Genomic DNA, 17174 nt, shown 5'->3' with positions numbered 1-17174 from the left:
ACGACGTTATGACGCCAAGACTGACAGGGATCGCTTTTGCCCTTCTCGCGCTGCCGGTGTTAAGCCAGGCCTCATCCGATATTGAAACCTGCACCTGGGGTTCGTCTGATTGCGTGCTGGAAAGCGCGCCCTGGCTTGATGTGAATAATGATACCCGCGACAACCTGATGCGCCTGATTAGCGAGCAGAAACATTTCGCGCTGCCGGTCTACCCGCTACCCGCTGACCCGCGCCTCACCCGCGCCTATCACTTTGGTTACCACGAGGATGATGGCAGCGAACCGGCCGCCGCCGGCGATGCGACAGCCGCCGAGCCAGATCCGCTCGCGACGCTTTTAACCGCTATGCATCTTGACCCGGCAGCCGCGACTGCCAGCGATACCGATCGCGAGAACCGTTTTGTCTCCAATAATTCGCAGAGCGTCATTGCGTTTCTGACGGCGCTGAAGGATGAAAAATCACTCACCGAGGCGCAGCGTCAGGCGCTGGCGCAGGCACGTCTGAACATTTATCAATCCTCTGACAGCACGCCCGACAGCGTGAACGCACCGCAGGGCTCCGCTGCCGCCGCGTTCGACGACTACCTTGCCGCCGCAACGGCCTTCTATCAGGGTGACTACCCCGCCGCCGCAGAACGCTTTAGCGCGTTGAAAGCAAGCACTCAGCCGTGGGTGGCGCAAACCGCCGCGTATATGCTGATGCGCGTTGCGCTTAATGAAAGTAGCGCCAGCGCCGTGGATGACGATTACGGTCTCTTTGATACCACGAAGATTGATAAAAACGCTGCCCGTCAGGCGCTGGCCTACTCTGAGGATTACCTCAAAACCTGGCCGACAGGCGCTTACGCCGACTCCGCGCGCGACATGCAGCGCCGTATTTACTGGTATTTACAGGACTGGGATGCGCTGGCCCCGCGCTATGAACAGGCGCTGAAAGACGCGCCGGATGCCGACGCCCTGCGCGAACTCCTGCTGGAAAACGACAGCAAGCTGCAAAGCAAAGACGCAAACGGCGACACCTGGTTTGTCAGCAGCCCCGATGCGCCGCTCCTCACCTTCACCCAGACGCTGCGCTGGCTACGCGAGCAGGAACGTAAAGGCGAAAAAAATCCGCATGTGACGCGCCAGATGCTTGATGAGTACAAGCCCTTCTACGAAAAAGCGGGCCTGATGCCGCTGTGGAACTACCTGCAAAACGCCTGGCTGTTCTGGCAGCAGGCAGATTATGCCGCCGTCGTCGCCGCCATTACGCCTGCGGACAGCCTGCCGCAAAACGATATTCTCGCCTTTAGCGAGCAGGTGCTTTACGGCGATGCGTTAGGCGCGCAAAAGCAGTGGGCAGCGGCGCGCGACCACTGGCAGCGTCTGCTGAAATCCGCGAAGCCGGGCGCAGAACAGCAACTGCTGCAGATGAAACTGGCCGCCGCGCTGGTCGAAAACAACGAAGCGGCGGCGATTTTCGCGCCTGACAGCCTGGTGACTGGCTTGCGCTACCGCTCGCTGGTGCTGAAAACCAAAGCGCCGCTCGATCTTATCAAAACGCAGGCGCAACACGGCATGAACAACGAGGAGCGCACCATTGCGCTGCACACGTTGCTGATGCGCCATCTGATCGAAGGCCGCTATCAGGATTATCTGCAGGACAAAGCGCTGGCGAAGGATCTCAAGCCGCTCGATGAAAAAACGTTCGGCGATGTGAATATGCAGGTCTTCAACTGGGCGGGCGACGACGTGGCGGAAGGCTACGCCTGCGCGCCGCTCGACGATACCGCGAAGACACTGGTAAACCGCCCGAATGACAGCCATGCGCTCAACTGTCTGGGCGAGTTTTTCCGCCTGACGGGCGCGCGGGTTAACCCGTGGGGCGACACCGGCGGCAACAGCACGCTGGATATCGTCACCCGTAGCGACCATCCGGTGGGGCAGCCGGATCGCCAGCATTATTATCAGCAGGTGATAGCAAGCCCGAAAGCCGAACCGGAAGATAAGAGTTACGCACTCTACCGCGCCGTGATGTGCTATGCGCCGTCAGGTTATAACGACTGCGGCGGTGAAGAGGTCGATAAAGCGACGCGTAAAGCCTGGTTCGGGCAGCTTAAGAAAAACTGGCCGGGAAGCCCATGGGCGCAGCAGCTCAAGTATTACTGGTAAGCCTGCTGCTGGTAGCCTCCAGCGCCTTTGCGCAGGTCACGCGCGCCAGTGACGCCGACTATCGGGCTTTCTGGCTCTGGTCTGGCGTCAGGCCGCCCGCGGCGCTGCGCGACGCGGAGGTTATCTATCTGCATCAGGGCGACGTGGTGACGCGTCGGGGCCAGGCGACGTTCGTGCGTCTCGGCCAGCCCGTCGCCAGGCTGCGCGCGCCCGCGCTCTGGGTCACGGTACGCCTGGAGCGGCTTGATCTCACGGATGAGATGCTCGATACACTTGCCCGTCTGCCCGCGCGCTGGGCGCAGGCCGGGAATCGGGTGACCGGGTTGCAGATTGATTTTGACGCGGCCACGCACCGTATCGACGACTACGGCCGGTTTTTAACGCGGCTACGGGCGCGGCTGGATGCGCGCTTCGCGCTCGGCGTCACGGGTCTGCTCGACTGGGCGCAGACCGGCAGCGTCGCCAGGCTCAATGCCCTGCCCGTGGATGAACTGGTGGTGCAAACCTACCAGGGCCGCCATACGGTACCGGGCTATGCGCGCTATCTGCCTGCCCTGCTGGAGCTGCGCATTCCTTTTAAAATCGGTATCGCGCAGAACGGTGAATGGGATAAAACCGAAGAAAAAACACTCGCGACGTCGCCCTGGTATCGCGGCGCGGTGATTTTTGTACTGAATCCCGCGCGCTGAGCGTTACGCGTCCGTGCGGCGGTGGCAGCAGCCCGAGAGATTATCGATAATCGGGCAATCCGCGCCGTCATCGCCCGGACACGCCGCCGCAAGGTCGAGCAATTGCTGGCGCATCGCGCGCAGGGTCTCAATATGGTTTTCGATCTCCGCCACCTTTTGCAGCGTACGCGCTTTCACGTCCGCGCTGTGCCGCGCCGGATCGTTAAACAGATGCACCAGCTCGCGGCACTCTTCCAGGTTAAACCCCACCAGACGCGCCTGACGCAGCAGCGTCAGTTCGTCGATATGCCGCTGCGAATAGGTGCGGTAGCCGTTATCCCCACGCAGCGGCGGCGTCACCAGCCCTTTTTCTTCATAAAAACGAATCGCTTTGCTGGTCAGCCCCGTTTTTTTCGCCACATCGCTGATATTCATGTTTCCCCCTTGATGGAAGGTTTAAATGACGCCGTGCCGTAACGCTCATGGCTAATCGACCGGGTTACGCGCTTCATCGCTCCGAACGCTGTTCACCCCGGATCCCGGCATTCATTAAAGGATGATAACGTACGACGCCCCATACAGGCTTTCAGAAAGTATCACGCGCTACTTCAATGCGCCCCGATCGCCTTTTTTCCCAGAAACCAGCCAGCTAACGCGCCGAGCAGGGCCAGTAACGGGGTGCCCACCAGAAAGATAAGAAAGTTTTGCGACATTTGATCTTCCCCATACACGGGGCCAACCACTAACCGACACACCACAGGCAAAATCAGCAGCATTAGCGCTGCGCCGCATACTGCCCTGATCACAGCAAAAAGCGATAATTTCAGACATTTCATAACATTTTCCAGAACCAGATTTCGCGCGCGTGTGAAAAGGAACGCCAGAGTCCTTCAATACTCATGCCCCAATGAATTCGAAGATAACTAACTTCATGGCGCTCTGGACACGTTGCCTAAACATTAACGCCAACTGAACACTAATTCTTACGCACACCTTTTCATCCGCGATTTAAATCCTTGACCTTCCCCTTGATGGAAGGTTTACGCTAAATAACAGTAGAACGGATACCATTTTCTGGTCAACCTGAGGCTGACCGCTTACCGAGGAGACAACGTATGTCGAACACCATCGAACTGGCCCTGGACGGGCTTTCCTGCGGGCACTGCGTGAAACGGGTGAAAGAGAGCCTGGAGCAACGCCCGGATGTCGAACAGGCTGAGGTCACCATTGAACATGCCAGTGTCACCACCAGCGCATCAGCGGATGCGCTTATTGAAACGGTGAAACAGGCCGGCTACGACGCGACGCTCGCACACCCAAAGGCTAACCCGCTGACAGAGTCATCAACCCCGTCGGAAGCACTGACAGCGGCGCAACCTGAGCTTCCGGCAGCACAGCCCGTCGATGAAGATGACAGCCGACAGCTGCTCATCAATGGAATGAGCTGCGCCAGTTGCGTGAGCCGTGTTCAGAACGCCCTTCAGGGCGTCGAGGGCGTCACGCAGGCACGGGTCAATCTGGCGGAGCGTACGGCCCTGGTCATGGGCCACGCCTCCGCCGCTGAATTAATTGCAGCGGTCGAAAAAGCGGGTTACGGCGCAGAGGCTATCGACGATGAAGCCGAGCGCCGCGAGCGCCAGCAGCAAACCGCGCAGGCGGCCATGAAGCGCTTTCGCTGGCAGGCGGCGCTCGCACTCGCGCTCGGCGTCCCGGTCATGCTGTGGGGCATGTTCGGCGACAATATGATGGTCACCGACGCCAACCGTTCGCTCTGGCTGGTCATCGGTCTTATCACGCTGGGCGTGATGATTGTCGCAGGCGGCCACTTCTACCGCAGCGCGTGGAAAAGCCTGATGAACCGCAGCGCGACTATGGATACGCTGGTGGCGCTCGGGACCGGTACGGCGTGGCTCTACTCTATGAGCGTTAACCTCTGGCCGCAGTGGTTCCCGATGGAGGCGCGCCATCTTTATTACGAAGCCAGCGCCATGATTATCGGTCTGATTAATCTCGGCCATATGCTGGAGGCGCGCGCTCGTCAGCGTTCTTCTAAAGCGCTGGAACGCCTGCTGGATCTGACGCCGCCGGTTGCGCGCGTCGTAACGCCGGACGGCGAAAAAAACGTGCCGCTGGCAGACGTTACGCCAGGCATGACGCTGCGCCTTACGACAGGCGATCGCGTGCCGGTGGATGGCGACATCACCGAAGGCGAAGGCTGGTTCGATGAAGCGATGCTCACCGGCGAACCCGTACCGCAGCAAAAAGCAGCGGGCGATACTATTCACGCAGGTACCGTCGTTCAGGATGGCAGCGTGCTGTTCCGTGCCGCCGCGGTCGGCAACCACACCACACTATCGCGCATTATCCGTATGGTGCGCCAGGCCCAGAGCAGCAAGCCGGAAATCGGCAAACTGGCAGACCGCATCTCCGCGGTATTTGTGCCGGTCGTGGTGCTGATTGCGCTCGTTAGTGGGGCCATCTGGTTTTTCGCAGGCCCTGCGCCGCAAATTGTCTATACCCTGGTCATTGTGACCACGGTGCTTATCATCGCCTGCCCGTGTGCGCTCGGCCTTGCCACACCGATGTCGATTATCTCAGGCGTCGGGCGCGCCGCCGAGTTTGGCGTGCTGGTTCGCGATGCTGACGCCCTCCAACGGGCAAGCGGCGTAGACACGCTGGTCTTCGACAAAACCGGCACGCTGACCGAAGGTAAACCGCAGGTGGCGGCGATAGCGACCGTCGGCGTCCTGACCGACGCTGACGCGCTGCGTTTTGCCGCCGCGCTGGAACAAGGATCCAGCCACCCGCTGGCACGCGCGATTGTTGACCGGGCGCAGGGGGCTGTGCTTCCTGCCGTTAGCGGTTTTCGTACGCTGCGCGGTCTGGGCGTCAGCGGCGAGATACAGGGCAAAACGTTGCTGCTGGGCAATGCGGCATTACTGGAAGAAAACGGCATCGCCACCGACGCGCTGCATGAAGAAGCACAACGTCAGGCGGGCCTTGGTGCCACGCCGGTGCTGCTTGCGATAGACGGTACGCTTGCCGCCCTCTTCGCCATTCGCGATCCGCTGCGCGAGGACAGCACGGCAGCGCTGGCGCGTCTGCATCGCGAAGGCTACCGGCTGGTGATGTTGACCGGCGATAACGCCGTCACCGCCAACGCTATCGCCCGCGAGGCGGGGATTGATGAGGTGATTGCAGGCGTGCTGCCAGACGGGAAGGCGCAGGCGATTCAGACGCTCCAGCAGGCAGGCCGCAAAGTAGCAATGATTGGTGATGGCATCAACGACGCCCCGGCGCTGGCGCAGGCCGACGTAGGTATCGCGATGGGCGGTGGCAGCGACGTGGCGATTGAAACAGCGGCGATAACGTTAATGCGTCACAGCCTGACGGGCGTCGCCGATGCGATGGCCATCGCGAAAGCCACGCTTGGCAATATGAAACAGAACCTGCTCGGCGCGTTTATTTATAACGCGCTCGGCATCCCTGTCGCGGCGGGCATCCTCTGGCCCTTTACCGGTACGTTGCTAAACCCGGTCGTCGCCGGCGCCGCGATGGCGCTCTCCTCGATTACGGTGGTGAGCAACGCCAACCGGCTGCTGCGCTTCACCCCGAAAAAATAAGCTCAGGCCCGCTTCGGCGGGCTTTTTTATGCCCATCAACGCCGCGAAAATCGACGCGGGGGGTTGTATAACGCCACGTGTGAAATGTACGAACCGAAAATGACGCCACACCGGATGCGGCCATTAGCGCGCTCGCCGTACTGCCACGGCCGTTTAGCTCCGGTGAATTCAGCGCCGGAACCGCCCGCCCCTCGTTTGCACCCGTCCCGTCGGCGCGTTAGCATGGTTTTTTTATTCAGGGAGTGGTTATGGGCCTGTTACGTCGTCTGCGCACCTGGTTTGAGAGCCTGCGTCCCGGTTATCCGTGGCCGGCAGTGGATATTACGCTGCCCGGCGGGCGCTATCTGCACCTGGTCGGCAGCATCCACATGGGCACGCCAGATATGGCGCCGCTCCCGGCGCGTCTGGTGGAGAAGCTAAAGCGCGCCGATGCGCTGATTGTCGAAGCCGATATTCGCGGCGATGCGTCGCCCTTCGGCGCCCCGCCTCCCTGCCCGCCGCTCGCCGCACGTCTTGACGAAGCGCTATATAGCCAGCTTGAAAAACTGATTGATGATCTGGCATTGCCGCTCTCGCGGCTGGACGAGCTGCCGCTCTGGCAGGTCGCGCTGATTTTGCAGGCTCATCAGGCGCAGCGCCTCGGCCTGCGTCCCGATTTCGGCATCGACTATCAGTTACTGAACGCTGCGCAAACGCATCAGATCGCGGTAAAAGAACTGGAAGGCGCGCAAAGCCAGGTCGCACTGCTGCGCCGCCTGCCCCAGGAGGGTCTGGCGCTGCTGGAAGATACCCTTATCCACTGGCACACCAACGCGCGTCTGTTGCAGATAATGATTGGCTGGTGGATGGCCCGCCCGCCGCAGGCCGATAACGTCGCGTTGCCGAACACGTTTAGCGCCGAACTCGGCGATATGCTGATGCAGCAGCGTAACCGCCAGTGGCATCGTTACTTGCAGACGCTGCCGCCAGGGCGTTATGTGGTCGCGGTCGGCGCACTGCATCTTTACGGCGAAGATAACCTGCCGGCGATGTTCCGCACGCCAGAATAAAAAAAAGGCCAGTATCGCTACTGGCCCGTCAAAGAGGAACTTTCGTTATTATCGTTATGCCGACCGCCAGGCGGCCGGTTGCGGCGATTGTCGCGCAAACCATCCACGCTGCCAATATAATCCAGCAAGCTGATACAATTTTTTCACGGCCCATCGGCGCTATGCTGTGCCGACAGGCCATTCTGAGGGGGAAAAGGGAAAATGACGCCCGCCGTGAATTTACTCGAGAAAAATAAAATACCGTTTACGCTGCACGCCTACGATCACGACCCGAATGAAACCAACTTCGGCGATGAAGTGGTGCGTAAGCTCGGGCTTAATGCAGAGCAGGTGTATAAAACGTTGCTGGTGGCTATCAATGGCGATATGAAACAGCTCGCCGTTGCCGTCACGCCCGTCGCTACACAACTTGATCTGAAAAAAGTTGCGAAGGCGCTGGGCGCGAAGAAAGTGGAGATGGCAGACCCGATGATTGCGCAGCGCACCACCGGGTATCTGGTAGGCGGCATCAGCCCGCTTGGTCAGAAAAAGCGCCTGCCGACGCTAATAGACGCGCCAGCCCGCGACTTCCCGGCCATTTATATTTCTGGCGGCAAGCGCGGGCTGGATATTGAACTCGCAGCGGTGGATTTAGCGAAACTGCTGAGCGCGCAGTTCGCCGATATCGCCCGCCGCGATTAAGTTACTGCCAGTTTACCTCGCCTTTCGGCTCAAAAGCGTTTACATCCAGCGGCGAGCTCTGCTGGATGTACTGTTTCAGCACTTCCGCATCCACAAAACCGGTGTTGACGTAACCGGGTTTTTTATCAATCGGCGGATAACCATCGCCGCCGGTGGCGTTAAAGCTGAGCGTCGCCATACGGTAGGTTTTCGCCGGGTCAACCGGCTCGCCTTTGATTTTCACGTCATTCAGCGTACCGCCGGTTGCGGTGAAGCTGACATTCGCGAACTGCGGATAAGCGCCGGAATCGGGCTTTTTCTGCGCGACCGCGCTCAGGTACTCCAGCACTTCTTTACCCGTCATATCGACATACACCAGCGTGTTGCCGAACGGCTGTACCTTAAGCACATCTTTATACGTAATATCGCCGCCTTCGATGGAGTCGCGAATGCCGCCGCCGCTCATCACCGCGAAGTCTGCGCTGGTACGGGCTATCTGGGCGTTAAGAATCAAATGCCCCATGCTGGTTTGCACAAAACGTACTTTGCTGCGATCGCCCTCCAGACGCCCGTTGACGCTGCCCACTTTCACCATCAGCTGCGCCTGGCCTTTTTTCTGGAACGGCGTCAGCAGTGAGAGCATCTGTGGGTTTTCCGGGATTTGTGGCGTATAGAGCACGCGCTCGGTCTGGCCGTTATCCCAGGTCACTTTCTTCTTAAGGTTGATAGGGATGAGCTGATAGTGCACCAGCTTCATTTCGCCGTTGCGGAACTGGAAATCCGCGCGACCAACATATTTGCCCCATTCATGCGCCTGCACAATCCAGGTGCCGTTCTGCTGATCCGGCGCGCATGGCGTGCCCGGCACGTAATCCACCTGTTTTTTGTTCTCGGACGCCATGCAGACCGGGTCTTGTGAGTGCCCACCCACAATCATGGTTAACGCCCCTGCCGGCAGCGCGCGCGCCAGTTCGACATCGCCCGGTGCATTAGATCCGTGATTGCCGTTGTCGTAATGGCCCATGTGGGTGGCGGCAATAATGACATCCGGTTTTTCGTTCTGTTGAAGCTCCTGAATCACCAGTTTCGCTTCGTCGGCAGGCTTGCGAAATTCAATATCGGTAAAGAATTCCGGGTTGCCGATTTTCGCCGTGTCGTCGGTCGTAAGCCCAATCACGGCGATTTTGATACCCTGCGGTTTGAAAATCGCCCAGGGTTTAAAAAGACGCTCGTTGGTGCTTTTCTGGTAGATATTGGCGGAGAGCAGCGGGAATTTCGCCCACTTCTCCTGCTGGCGCAGCACGCTCAGCGGGTTGTCGAATTCATGGTTGCCGACGGCCATCGCATCATAGCCAATCATGTTCATGCCGCGAAAATCGGGCTCGGCGTCCTGCAGGTCAGATTCTGGTACGCCCGTGTTGATATCGCCGCCGGAGAGCAACAGTACGCTGCCGCCCTGCGCCGTCACTTCACGCCGCACGCTGTCCACCAGCGTTTTTTGCGCCGACAGGCCATATTCGCCATATTCGTTACGCCAGAAATGACCGTGATGATCGTTGGTGTGCAAAATGGTGATGTTATACGTTTTATCCTGCTCCCAGGCGGATGCACCGCCGCTCAGCAGGCTCAGACCCGCCAGTAATGCGACAGCCAACCCTTTTCTGGCAAACCCCATGACAACTCTCCCTATCCTTAACGTGAATGCTGAAATTACAGCGCCTGCCGAACATACTCAACTTTGTTTTCAGATTTGCGACTTTCCTCAAAACCGCGTGATAACAAGAAGCAACGTTTACGCCTTATTCAGAAAGCCGCTGTTTAGCGACTTCGCGGCAAAAAAGCGAAGCCGCTGCGTAAATCCTTATGATTGCTCTCCTCTTGCGGTCATGATTTCTGCAAAAAACCGCCCCTTACCCATCAATGCGAGCTGTTGAGGCGCTGTTTACCTTTTACTTTAAAAAAAGGGGCTATTTTCTTTATATAACTCGTTATCCGCTTGGCTCTTCTACCGCATAAAATCTCGCTTTTCAGCCGATAACATCGATTTATAAACCCGGCTGGCATTTTTTTCGTTTAATGGCCGTTTTCAGAAAGTTTTCACTCACATTCCGCCCCGCGCTGCCGAGATTTGTCATAAACTGTTACGAGTTGCACGCAAACCATCCGGTGTATCACATTCAACGAAAGGAGACGGAATGCATCACGCCACACCGCTTATCACCACACTTGTCGGTGGCCTTGTTCTGGCCTTTATTCTCGGTATGCTCGCCAACCGGCTGCGCATCTCACCTCTTGTGGGCTACCTGCTGGCGGGCGTGATGGCCGGGCCGTTTACGCCCGGTTTTGTCGCGGATACGAAGCTTGCGCCGGAGCTGGCGGAGCTTGGCGTGATCCTGCTGATGTTCGGCGTGGGTTTGCATTTTTCACTCAAAGATCTGATGGCGGTAAAGTCGATAGCTATCCCTGGCGCTATTCTGCAAATCGCCGTCGCGACGCTGCTGGGTGTGGGTTTATCCTCGCTCCTTGACTGGTCGCTGATGACCGGCATCGTGTTCGGTCTGTGTCTTTCCACTGCCAGTACCGTCGTGCTGCTGCGCGCGCTTGAGGAGCGGCAGCTTATCGACAGCCAGCGCGGGCAGATTGCCATCGGCTGGCTTATTGTCGAAGACCTGGTAATGGTGCTGACGCTGGTGCTGCTGCCCGCCATTGCCGGGATGCTGGAGAAAGGCAATATCGGTCTTGCGACGCTGAGCGTGGATATGGGCATTACGCTTGGCAAAGTGGCGGCGTTTATCGCGCTGATGATGCTGGTGGGACGCCGTGTCGTGCCGTGGATCCTGGCGCGCAGCGCAGCGACCGGTTCACGCGAGCTGTTTACGCTTGCGGTGCTGGCGCTGGCACTCGGCATCGCGTTCGGCGCGGTAGAGCTGTTTGATGTTTCCTTCGCGCTGGGCGCGTTTTTCGCAGGGGTCGTGCTGAACGAATCCGAGCTTAGCCACCGCGCCGCACACGACACACTGCCGCTGCGTGACGCGTTTGCCGTGCTGTTTTTCGTCTCGGTCGGGATGCTGTTCGACCCCATGATCCTGGTGCAGCAGCCGCTGGCGGTACTCGGCACGCTGCTGATTATCCTGTTTGGTAAATCACTGGCGGCGTTTGCCCTGGTGAAGCTGTTCGGCCACTCGCGCCGTACGGCGCTGACGATTGCGGTGAGTCTGGCGCAGATTGGCGAATTCGCGTTTATTCTGGCGGGGCTTGGCATGTCACTCGATTTGCTCCCGCAGGACGGGCAGAACCTGGTACTGGCCGGCGCTATCCTTTCCATCATGTTAAATCCGGTGATGTTTACGCTGCTGGAGCGCTTTCTCTCCCACCATGACGAGCTGGAAGAACAGACGCTTGAAGAGGCGATGGAAGAGGAGCAGCAAAACCCGGTGGACATCTGCAACCACGCGCTGCTGGTCGGTTACGGGCGAGTGGGTAGCCTGCTTGGCGAGAAGCTTATCGCCGAAGGCATTCCGCTGGTGGTGGTGGAAACCTCACGCTCCCGCGTTGAGGCGCTACGCGAGCGCGGCATACGCGCAGTGCTTGGCAACGCGGCCAATGAACAGATCATGGCGCTGGCCCATCTGGACTGCGCGCGCTGGCTGCTGCTGACCATTCCGAATGGCTACGAGGCAGGTGAAATCGTCGCCACCGCGCGTGAGAAACGCCCGGATATTGAAATCATCGCCCGCGCCCATTACGACGACGAGGTGGATTACATCACCGAGCGCGGCGCGAATGAGGTGGTGATGGGCGAGCGCGAAATCGCGAGCACTATCCTGCGTATGCTGGATAAACCAGAACAGGCGCAGGAGATTTTAGATCGCAGCTGAGGCGATAAGGTGGGTGGCATTAACGCTTACCCACCTTTTAACCGTTAACTCACCCGCCATCGAAAACAAAAAGGGTGGATGCGCTTACGCTTATCCACCCTACAAACTACGAAAAGCAGAGCCGTCATGGCAGGGCGAGTCGGCACAGCGCCACCCGCCACCACCGCTAAACTCAACGCTCCCAGTACGCCTCTTCCAGGCTATCTTCACGCTCCGGCAGGCCACGCGTCAGGCGCGGTGAATGCTGGTTCAACACCTGATAACTCACGCGGTTCGCGTATTTACATACCTGCGCCAGTGACGAGTACGTTAGCCACGTGTATTTATGCTTGCTCGAATTCGGCACGTTGGTGCGATGGTAATTATTGGCGGTAATGTCGTGCAACAGCGCAGCGAGTGCGCCGTCGCCGGCGCCGTTGGTGTTCATTATCTTCTCCGGCCCGCCCATGTATGGCGCGATATGAGAGAAAATACGCAGCGGCTGTTCGCAATCTTTAAACCGCATGGCGCGGCTGAACTCATACTGGTTGAATTCCGCAATCGCGCCTGGCAGCAGCGGATGCTGCGTTTTGCGTTTGCTTTCATCCTCGGTAAAGCCCGCCATAAACAGACCCACCGGCCCGGCGGTGCAGAGCACCAGATCGACCCAGTCGAGCGCCTTGTCAGACGCCAGCAGCGGGTCGCTCTCGCCCGTCAGCGCTTCGCCCTCTTCTTCGTTCATCGCAAGAATAGACACGTGCTCTTTGAGGAAATCGCGCCACCACTGCGGGTTATCGGCAATCACATATTTGGTGCCGAGCGTCAGCACCACCGGCACGTTATGCTTTTTGGCGTAACGAATGGCGGTCATGGTCGCCTCCGGCATCGGCTCGCCGGGCTTGCAGCGCACCAGATAAGAGGTGAGCACCAGCGCCGACGCGCCTGCGATCACCGCTTCCGGAATGCTTTCCGGGCGAAGCTGGTTCATCTGCCCGGGGCTGATGGCGAAGGTGCGCTCGCCCTGCTCGCTGATGAGCGTAAAGCAGCGGCCAATCGCGCCGTCGACGCCCTGCAGATAGTTCAGGTCGGTACGGCTGGAGGTGTTGCAGAGATAGCGATAGGCATAGCCGCCTATCTGCACGTTATTACACATGACGCCCAGCAGCACCGAGCGGTCATCTGCCAGCACCGAATAGTTGTGCATCGTGTTGCCAATGGTGCCCCCGGCGAACTGATGGGTGATCAGATTTTCGCGCACCAGCTCCTGATACAGTGCTTCGGCGACGTCATCTTCGATAACCAGCGAATGGCCGAGGCTCAGGCCGTAGCGTTTAATAAACGCATCATCCACGCGGGCTTCGATATCCACCAGCGTCTGGTCGATACCCACCACCCAGGAGGTGCTATTTTCGGTTTCAGGTTGAATTTGTTGCAGGAGCGGATCGCGATCGCTGACGGGGAAATAATGTTTGGACTTACGTTTGCCGGGAAATTTCATGGTCTTGCGTGCAGGTGGCTATTGAGGCGATGAATGGTAGCACACTCACCGCCCCGCACGCGATCAGCGGTAACGGTCCACCAGTTGCTTCATCATGGCGATATGCGCCGGCTCGTCATTAAGCGCCGGAATATACTCATACTTTTCGCCACCCGCCTCGATGAAAATTTCACGGTTCTGTTCGGCTATCTCTTCCAGTGTCTCCAGACAATCTGACGAAAAGCCCGGACACATCACCTGAATATGCTTCACGCCTTTCTCACCGAGCATTTTCATGGTTTCGTCGGTGTACGGCGTCAGCCACGGCTCGCGGCCAAAGCGCGACTGGAAGGTCATCATCACTTTTTCTGGCGCGATGCCGAGCGCGGAGACCAGCTCACGCGTGGTGTCGCGACAGCGCTGCGGGTAGTCGTCGCCTTCATCGGCGTAACGCTGCGGAATACCGTGATACGAGAGCAGCAGGAGATCCGGTTCGCCATGTTTCTCAAACGAGCGGTGCACCGTTTCCGCGAGCGCGCTGATGTACGCCGGTTCACAGGCGTAATCACGAATAAGCGTCATCGACGGCAGCTTACGGTAGCGGGCGGTAATGCGTGACAGCTCGTCCCAGACCGCCGCGACGGTGGAACAGGAGTATTGCGGATAAAGGGCAAGCACAATGATATGGTCGACGTTCTGGTCGAGCAGCTTTTGCACTGCACTGTCAAGCGACGGCTGGCCATAGCTCATGCCAAGCGCCACCGGCACATCGCCGAGCGCCGCGCTCAGGGCCTTTTCCTGACGGCGGCTGTACACCATCAGCGGCGAGCCCTCTTCCATCCAGATGGACTGGTAGAGCTTCGCCACGCGCGGCGATCGCAGCGGCAGGATAACGCCGCGCAGCAGTGGCCACCAGATAACGCGCGGCACGTCGACCACGCGACGGTCGCTTAAAAACTGTTTTAAATAGCGTTTTACGGCGGAAGAGGTTGGCGCCTGTGGGGTGCCGAGATTAACTAACAAAACGCCGCTTTTTACTGACTGCATCACGGTTCCTCATCGAGTTTCGGCGCGGACGGCGCGCCTGAAACACTCAGCCGCACCGCTGCGAATGAAAATCATTGTAACGTAAAAGTTATTCACCGGAACCGATAACAGCAAAAGGCGCTAGCGCCGGTTTTCCGCAAGGCGCCAGAGCGCCGCCACGTTACGCGCCGTGACGCGCAGGTTATGGCTGGCGTCCGCCAACGCCTCTTCCAGTGTGACCACGCGATCAATCACGGAAAACGCGGCGTCTATTCCGTGCTGATGGACCACCTGATAATCACGCGTCAGGCTGCCCGCAATCGCCACCACCGGGCGCTGGAATTGCTTCGCGACTCGTGCCACGCCGATCGGCGTTTTGCCATGAATACTCTGGCTGTCGAGCCGACCTTCGCCGGTTATCACCAGATCGGCGTCGTGAACCACCTGCGCCAGCCCGAGCGACTCAATCACAATATCAATGCCCGGACGCAACTGCGCATTCAGCATGCCGAGTAGCGCCGCGCCCATGCCGCCCGCCGCGCCCGCGCCCGGCGCGCGGATAATGGTTTTGCCGGTCGCGGCTTCGAGCGTTTCGCCAAAGCGTCGCAGCGCCGCATCCAGCATCGGCACCATTTCTGGCGTCGCACCTTTCTGCGGCCCAAACACCGCCGATGCACCGTGCTCACCGCACAGCGGATTATCGACATCACAGGCGACGGTAAACGTAATATTCGCAAGGCGCGGGTCGAGGCCTGAGAGATCAAGACGCGCAAGGTTCGCCAGCGCCGCGCCGCCCGGCAGCAGCCCACGGTGCTGATCGTCTAAAAAGCGCGCGCCCAGCGCCTGCATCATGCCTGCGCCTCCGTCGTTAGTGGCGCTGCCGCCGATGCCGATAATAATCGCGCTGGCACCGCTATCCAGCGCCGCGAGGATAAGTTCGCCGGTGCCAAAACTGGTCGTGATGCGCGGGTCGCGATCGGCAGGCGGTACCAGATGCAACCCGGAAGCCGCCGCCATTTCAATCACCGCCGTTTCACCATCGCCAAGCACGCCATAAAACCCTTCAACACGCCTGCCGAGCGGCGAGGTGACCGGCACATGAACAATATGCCCGCCCGTCGCGGCGACCATCGCCTCGACGGTGCCTTCGCCGCCATCCGCCATCGGCAGACACACGTAGTTCGCCTGCGGGTAGATGTCGCGAAAACCCGCTTCGATAGCCTTCGCGACATCCATGGCGCTCAGGCTCTCTTTAAATGAATCCGGTGCGATAACGATTTTTTTCAGGGTTGTCATGGTTTATTCCTTAAGCAGCAAAACCCAGTACGCCAAACATCAGCGCCGATACGGTGGCAATAGTGAAGCCCACCAGCGTTTCATACGGTAAAAGTTTAAGCCTTTCATGAACGGTCATCCCGACGCTGCCGCCGGTCGCGTGGAAGAAACTGCCGTGCGGCAGGTGATCAAGCACTGTCGCCCCCGCGTGGATCATGGCCGCACCTGCAAGCCCGCTCACGCCAAGCTCAAGCAGCGTATGGCTGAACACCGCGGACGCCACGGCGGTACCTGCGGTGGTGGACGCCGTCGCCATTGACATTAACGTGCCGGAGAGCGGCGCTAACAGCCACGCGGGCAGCCCGGTATGGGTCAGCGTGTCGATAAGCACATCTTTAAGCCCGGAGTGAGCAATGATGCCCGCGAGCGCCCCGGTACCAAGCAGCATAATCGCCACCGGTGCCATGCGGCTTAAGCCGGAAATCATGAAACTGTTGCACTGGCGCAGTCGGCCCATCAGCAGCGCGCCCGCAAGACCGCCAGCCGGAAGCGCAATAAGCGGGTCAACAGCGATGCCCGCGACAGGCCGCAGCGACAGTAAAATGATCGCCACCAGCGGCGCGCTGATAGCAGCCGCGAAACCGGGGCGCGGGCCGGTGTCTTTAACCGGCAACTCTTGCGCTGTCACCCGGCTGCCTTTCTGGCTGAGGCGATTTGCGAGAAAACAGGCCATTGCCAGACCAAACAGGCCCGGAATGACGCCTGCCAGCATGACGGACGTCAGCGGCACGTGGAAGTTATCCGCCGCGGCAATAGTATTAGGGTTTGGCGACATCACGTTGCCCGCTTTGCCACCGCCTATCATGGCAAGAAGGATCGCGATGCGCGAAATGCCCGCACGCTGGGCGATGGAAAGCGCAATCGGTGCGACAGTAATCACCGCCACGTCGATAAAAACGCCGACTGCCGTCAGGATAAGCGTCGCGATAGCAAGCGCCATCAGGCTGCGCTTCTCGCCCACTTTACGGACAATCGTTTCGGCGATGGTATGTGCCGCGCCAGATTCAATCAGCACGCCTGCCAGCACACCCGCCGCAAGGATACGCAGCACCGCGTTGGTAATGCCCTGGGCGCCTTCAATCATCAGGCTCACTGTGTGCACCAGATCGGCACCGCCGACCAGGCCGCCTGCCAGCGCGCCTGCCAGCATGCCGTAAGCAGGGGGCACTTTACGCAGAATCAAAATAATCGCGACGACTAACGCCGTCAGCGCGCCGAGCGTGGATACCGTTGTCATTATTGTTTTCTCTGTGAGGTAAGGGTCAGGACAACATAACGTCGCGAAGGGAGGAATGCCTGAGTGAAACCCACAAACAAACGCGCAGGGGG

13 protein-coding genes are annotated in these 17174 nt (G+C 59.1%); 6 read left to right on the top strand and 7 right to left on the bottom strand.

All coding sequences use genetic code 11. The features are described from left to right. The first annotated feature begins 8 nt into the window (after positions 1–8). Positions 9–2150: a hypothetical protein gene (locus tag AFK62_RS05435; protein WP_007673584.1), complete on the top strand. Its 2142-nt coding sequence runs from the start codon at positions 9–11 to the stop codon at positions 2148–2150. Further along, positions 2120–2839: a DUF3142 domain-containing protein gene (locus AFK62_RS05430; RefSeq protein ID WP_053531758.1), complete on the top strand. Its 720-nt coding sequence runs from the start codon at positions 2120–2122 to the stop codon at positions 2837–2839. Before AFK62_RS05435 ends, AFK62_RS05430 begins: the two co-directional genes overlap by 31 nt. 3 nt (positions 2840–2842) lie before the next feature. Here AFK62_RS05430 and cueR read toward each other — a convergent pair whose 3' ends face one another. Together cueR and AFK62_RS05420 are read right to left on the bottom strand one after the other, a co-directional pair. Next, positions 2843–3253 carry a Cu(I)-responsive transcriptional regulator gene (gene cueR / locus AFK62_RS05425; RefSeq protein ID WP_007673590.1) on the bottom strand — a complete coding sequence of 137 codons (411 nt, stop codon included), beginning with the start codon at positions 3251–3253 and terminating at the stop codon, positions 2843–2845. Positions 3254–3426: 173 nt separating this feature from the next. Then, the gene (locus AFK62_RS05420) at positions 3427–3654 is read right to left on the bottom strand and encodes a hypothetical protein (RefSeq protein ID WP_007673592.1); all 228 of its coding nucleotides are present in this window, start codon (positions 3652–3654) and stop codon (positions 3427–3429) included. A 279-nt stretch (positions 3655–3933) separates the two neighbouring features. On the opposite strand from AFK62_RS05420, the gene copA reads away from it, so the two are divergent. From copA to ybaK, 3 genes are all read left to right on the top strand, one after another. Then, the gene (gene copA, locus AFK62_RS05415) at positions 3934–6441 is read left to right on the top strand and encodes a copper-exporting P-type ATPase CopA (protein WP_007673594.1); all 2508 of its coding nucleotides are present in this window, start codon (positions 3934–3936) and stop codon (positions 6439–6441) included. 248 nt (positions 6442–6689) lie between these two features. Continuing rightward, a complete protein-coding gene (locus AFK62_RS05410; RefSeq protein ID WP_007673596.1) occupies positions 6690–7490 on the top strand; it encodes a TraB/GumN family protein in 801 nt (266 codons plus the stop codon). A 201-nt stretch (positions 7491–7691) separates the two neighbouring features. Beyond that, positions 7692–8171, top strand: a complete 480-nt coding sequence (ybaK, locus tag AFK62_RS05405) for a Cys-tRNA(Pro)/Cys-tRNA(Cys) deacylase YbaK (protein ID WP_007673598.1) — start codon at positions 7692–7694, stop codon at positions 8169–8171. 1 nt (position 8172) lies between these two features. Here the strand turns inward: ybaK and ushA are convergent, their stop codons facing one another. Next, entirely contained in the window at positions 8173–9825 is a 1653-nt protein-coding gene (ushA, locus tag AFK62_RS05400; RefSeq protein WP_007673606.1) for a bifunctional UDP-sugar hydrolase/5'-nucleotidase UshA, read from the bottom strand. A 520-nt stretch (positions 9826–10345) separates the two neighbouring features. Between ushA and ybaL the strand changes: the two genes are divergently transcribed. Further along, positions 10346–12028 carry a YbaL family putative K(+) efflux transporter gene (gene ybaL / locus AFK62_RS05395; protein ID WP_007673608.1) on the top strand — a complete coding sequence of 561 codons (1683 nt, stop codon included), beginning with the start codon at positions 10346–10348 and terminating at the stop codon, positions 12026–12028. Between the two features lie 172 nt (positions 12029–12200). Here the strand turns inward: ybaL and AFK62_RS05390 are convergent, their stop codons facing one another. The 4 genes from AFK62_RS05390 to AFK62_RS05375 all read right to left on the bottom strand — a co-directional run bounded on the left by AFK62_RS05390 (position 12201) and on the right by AFK62_RS05375 (position 17082). Beyond that, complete coding sequence (locus AFK62_RS05390; protein ID WP_007673610.1) at positions 12201–13505, bottom strand: inosine/guanosine kinase; 1305 nt, start codon at positions 13503–13505, stop codon at positions 12201–12203. A gap of 63 nt (positions 13506–13568) precedes the next feature. Next, positions 13569–14531 (bottom strand): ferrochelatase, encoded by a 963-nt coding sequence (hemH, locus tag AFK62_RS05385; RefSeq protein ID WP_007673612.1) that lies wholly within the window; start codon positions 14529–14531, stop codon positions 13569–13571. A gap of 120 nt (positions 14532–14651) precedes the next feature. Continuing rightward, complete coding sequence (locus tag AFK62_RS05380) at positions 14652–15806, bottom strand: glycerate kinase (RefSeq protein WP_007673614.1); 1155 nt, start codon at positions 15804–15806, stop codon at positions 14652–14654. Positions 15807–15816: 10 nt separating this feature from the next. Next, positions 15817–17082: a GntP family permease gene (locus AFK62_RS05375; protein ID WP_007673622.1), complete on the bottom strand. Its 1266-nt coding sequence runs from the start codon at positions 17080–17082 to the stop codon at positions 15817–15819. Positions 17083–17174 lie beyond the last annotated feature (92 nt).

Origin of the sequence: Cronobacter condimenti 1330, assembly GCF_001277255.1 — a bacterium.
GTDB lineage: Bacteria > Pseudomonadota > Gammaproteobacteria > Enterobacterales > Enterobacteriaceae > Cronobacter > Cronobacter condimenti.
The sequence above is the reverse complement of the archived record's forward strand: the minus strand, read 5'-3'. Positions and strand labels throughout refer to the sequence as shown.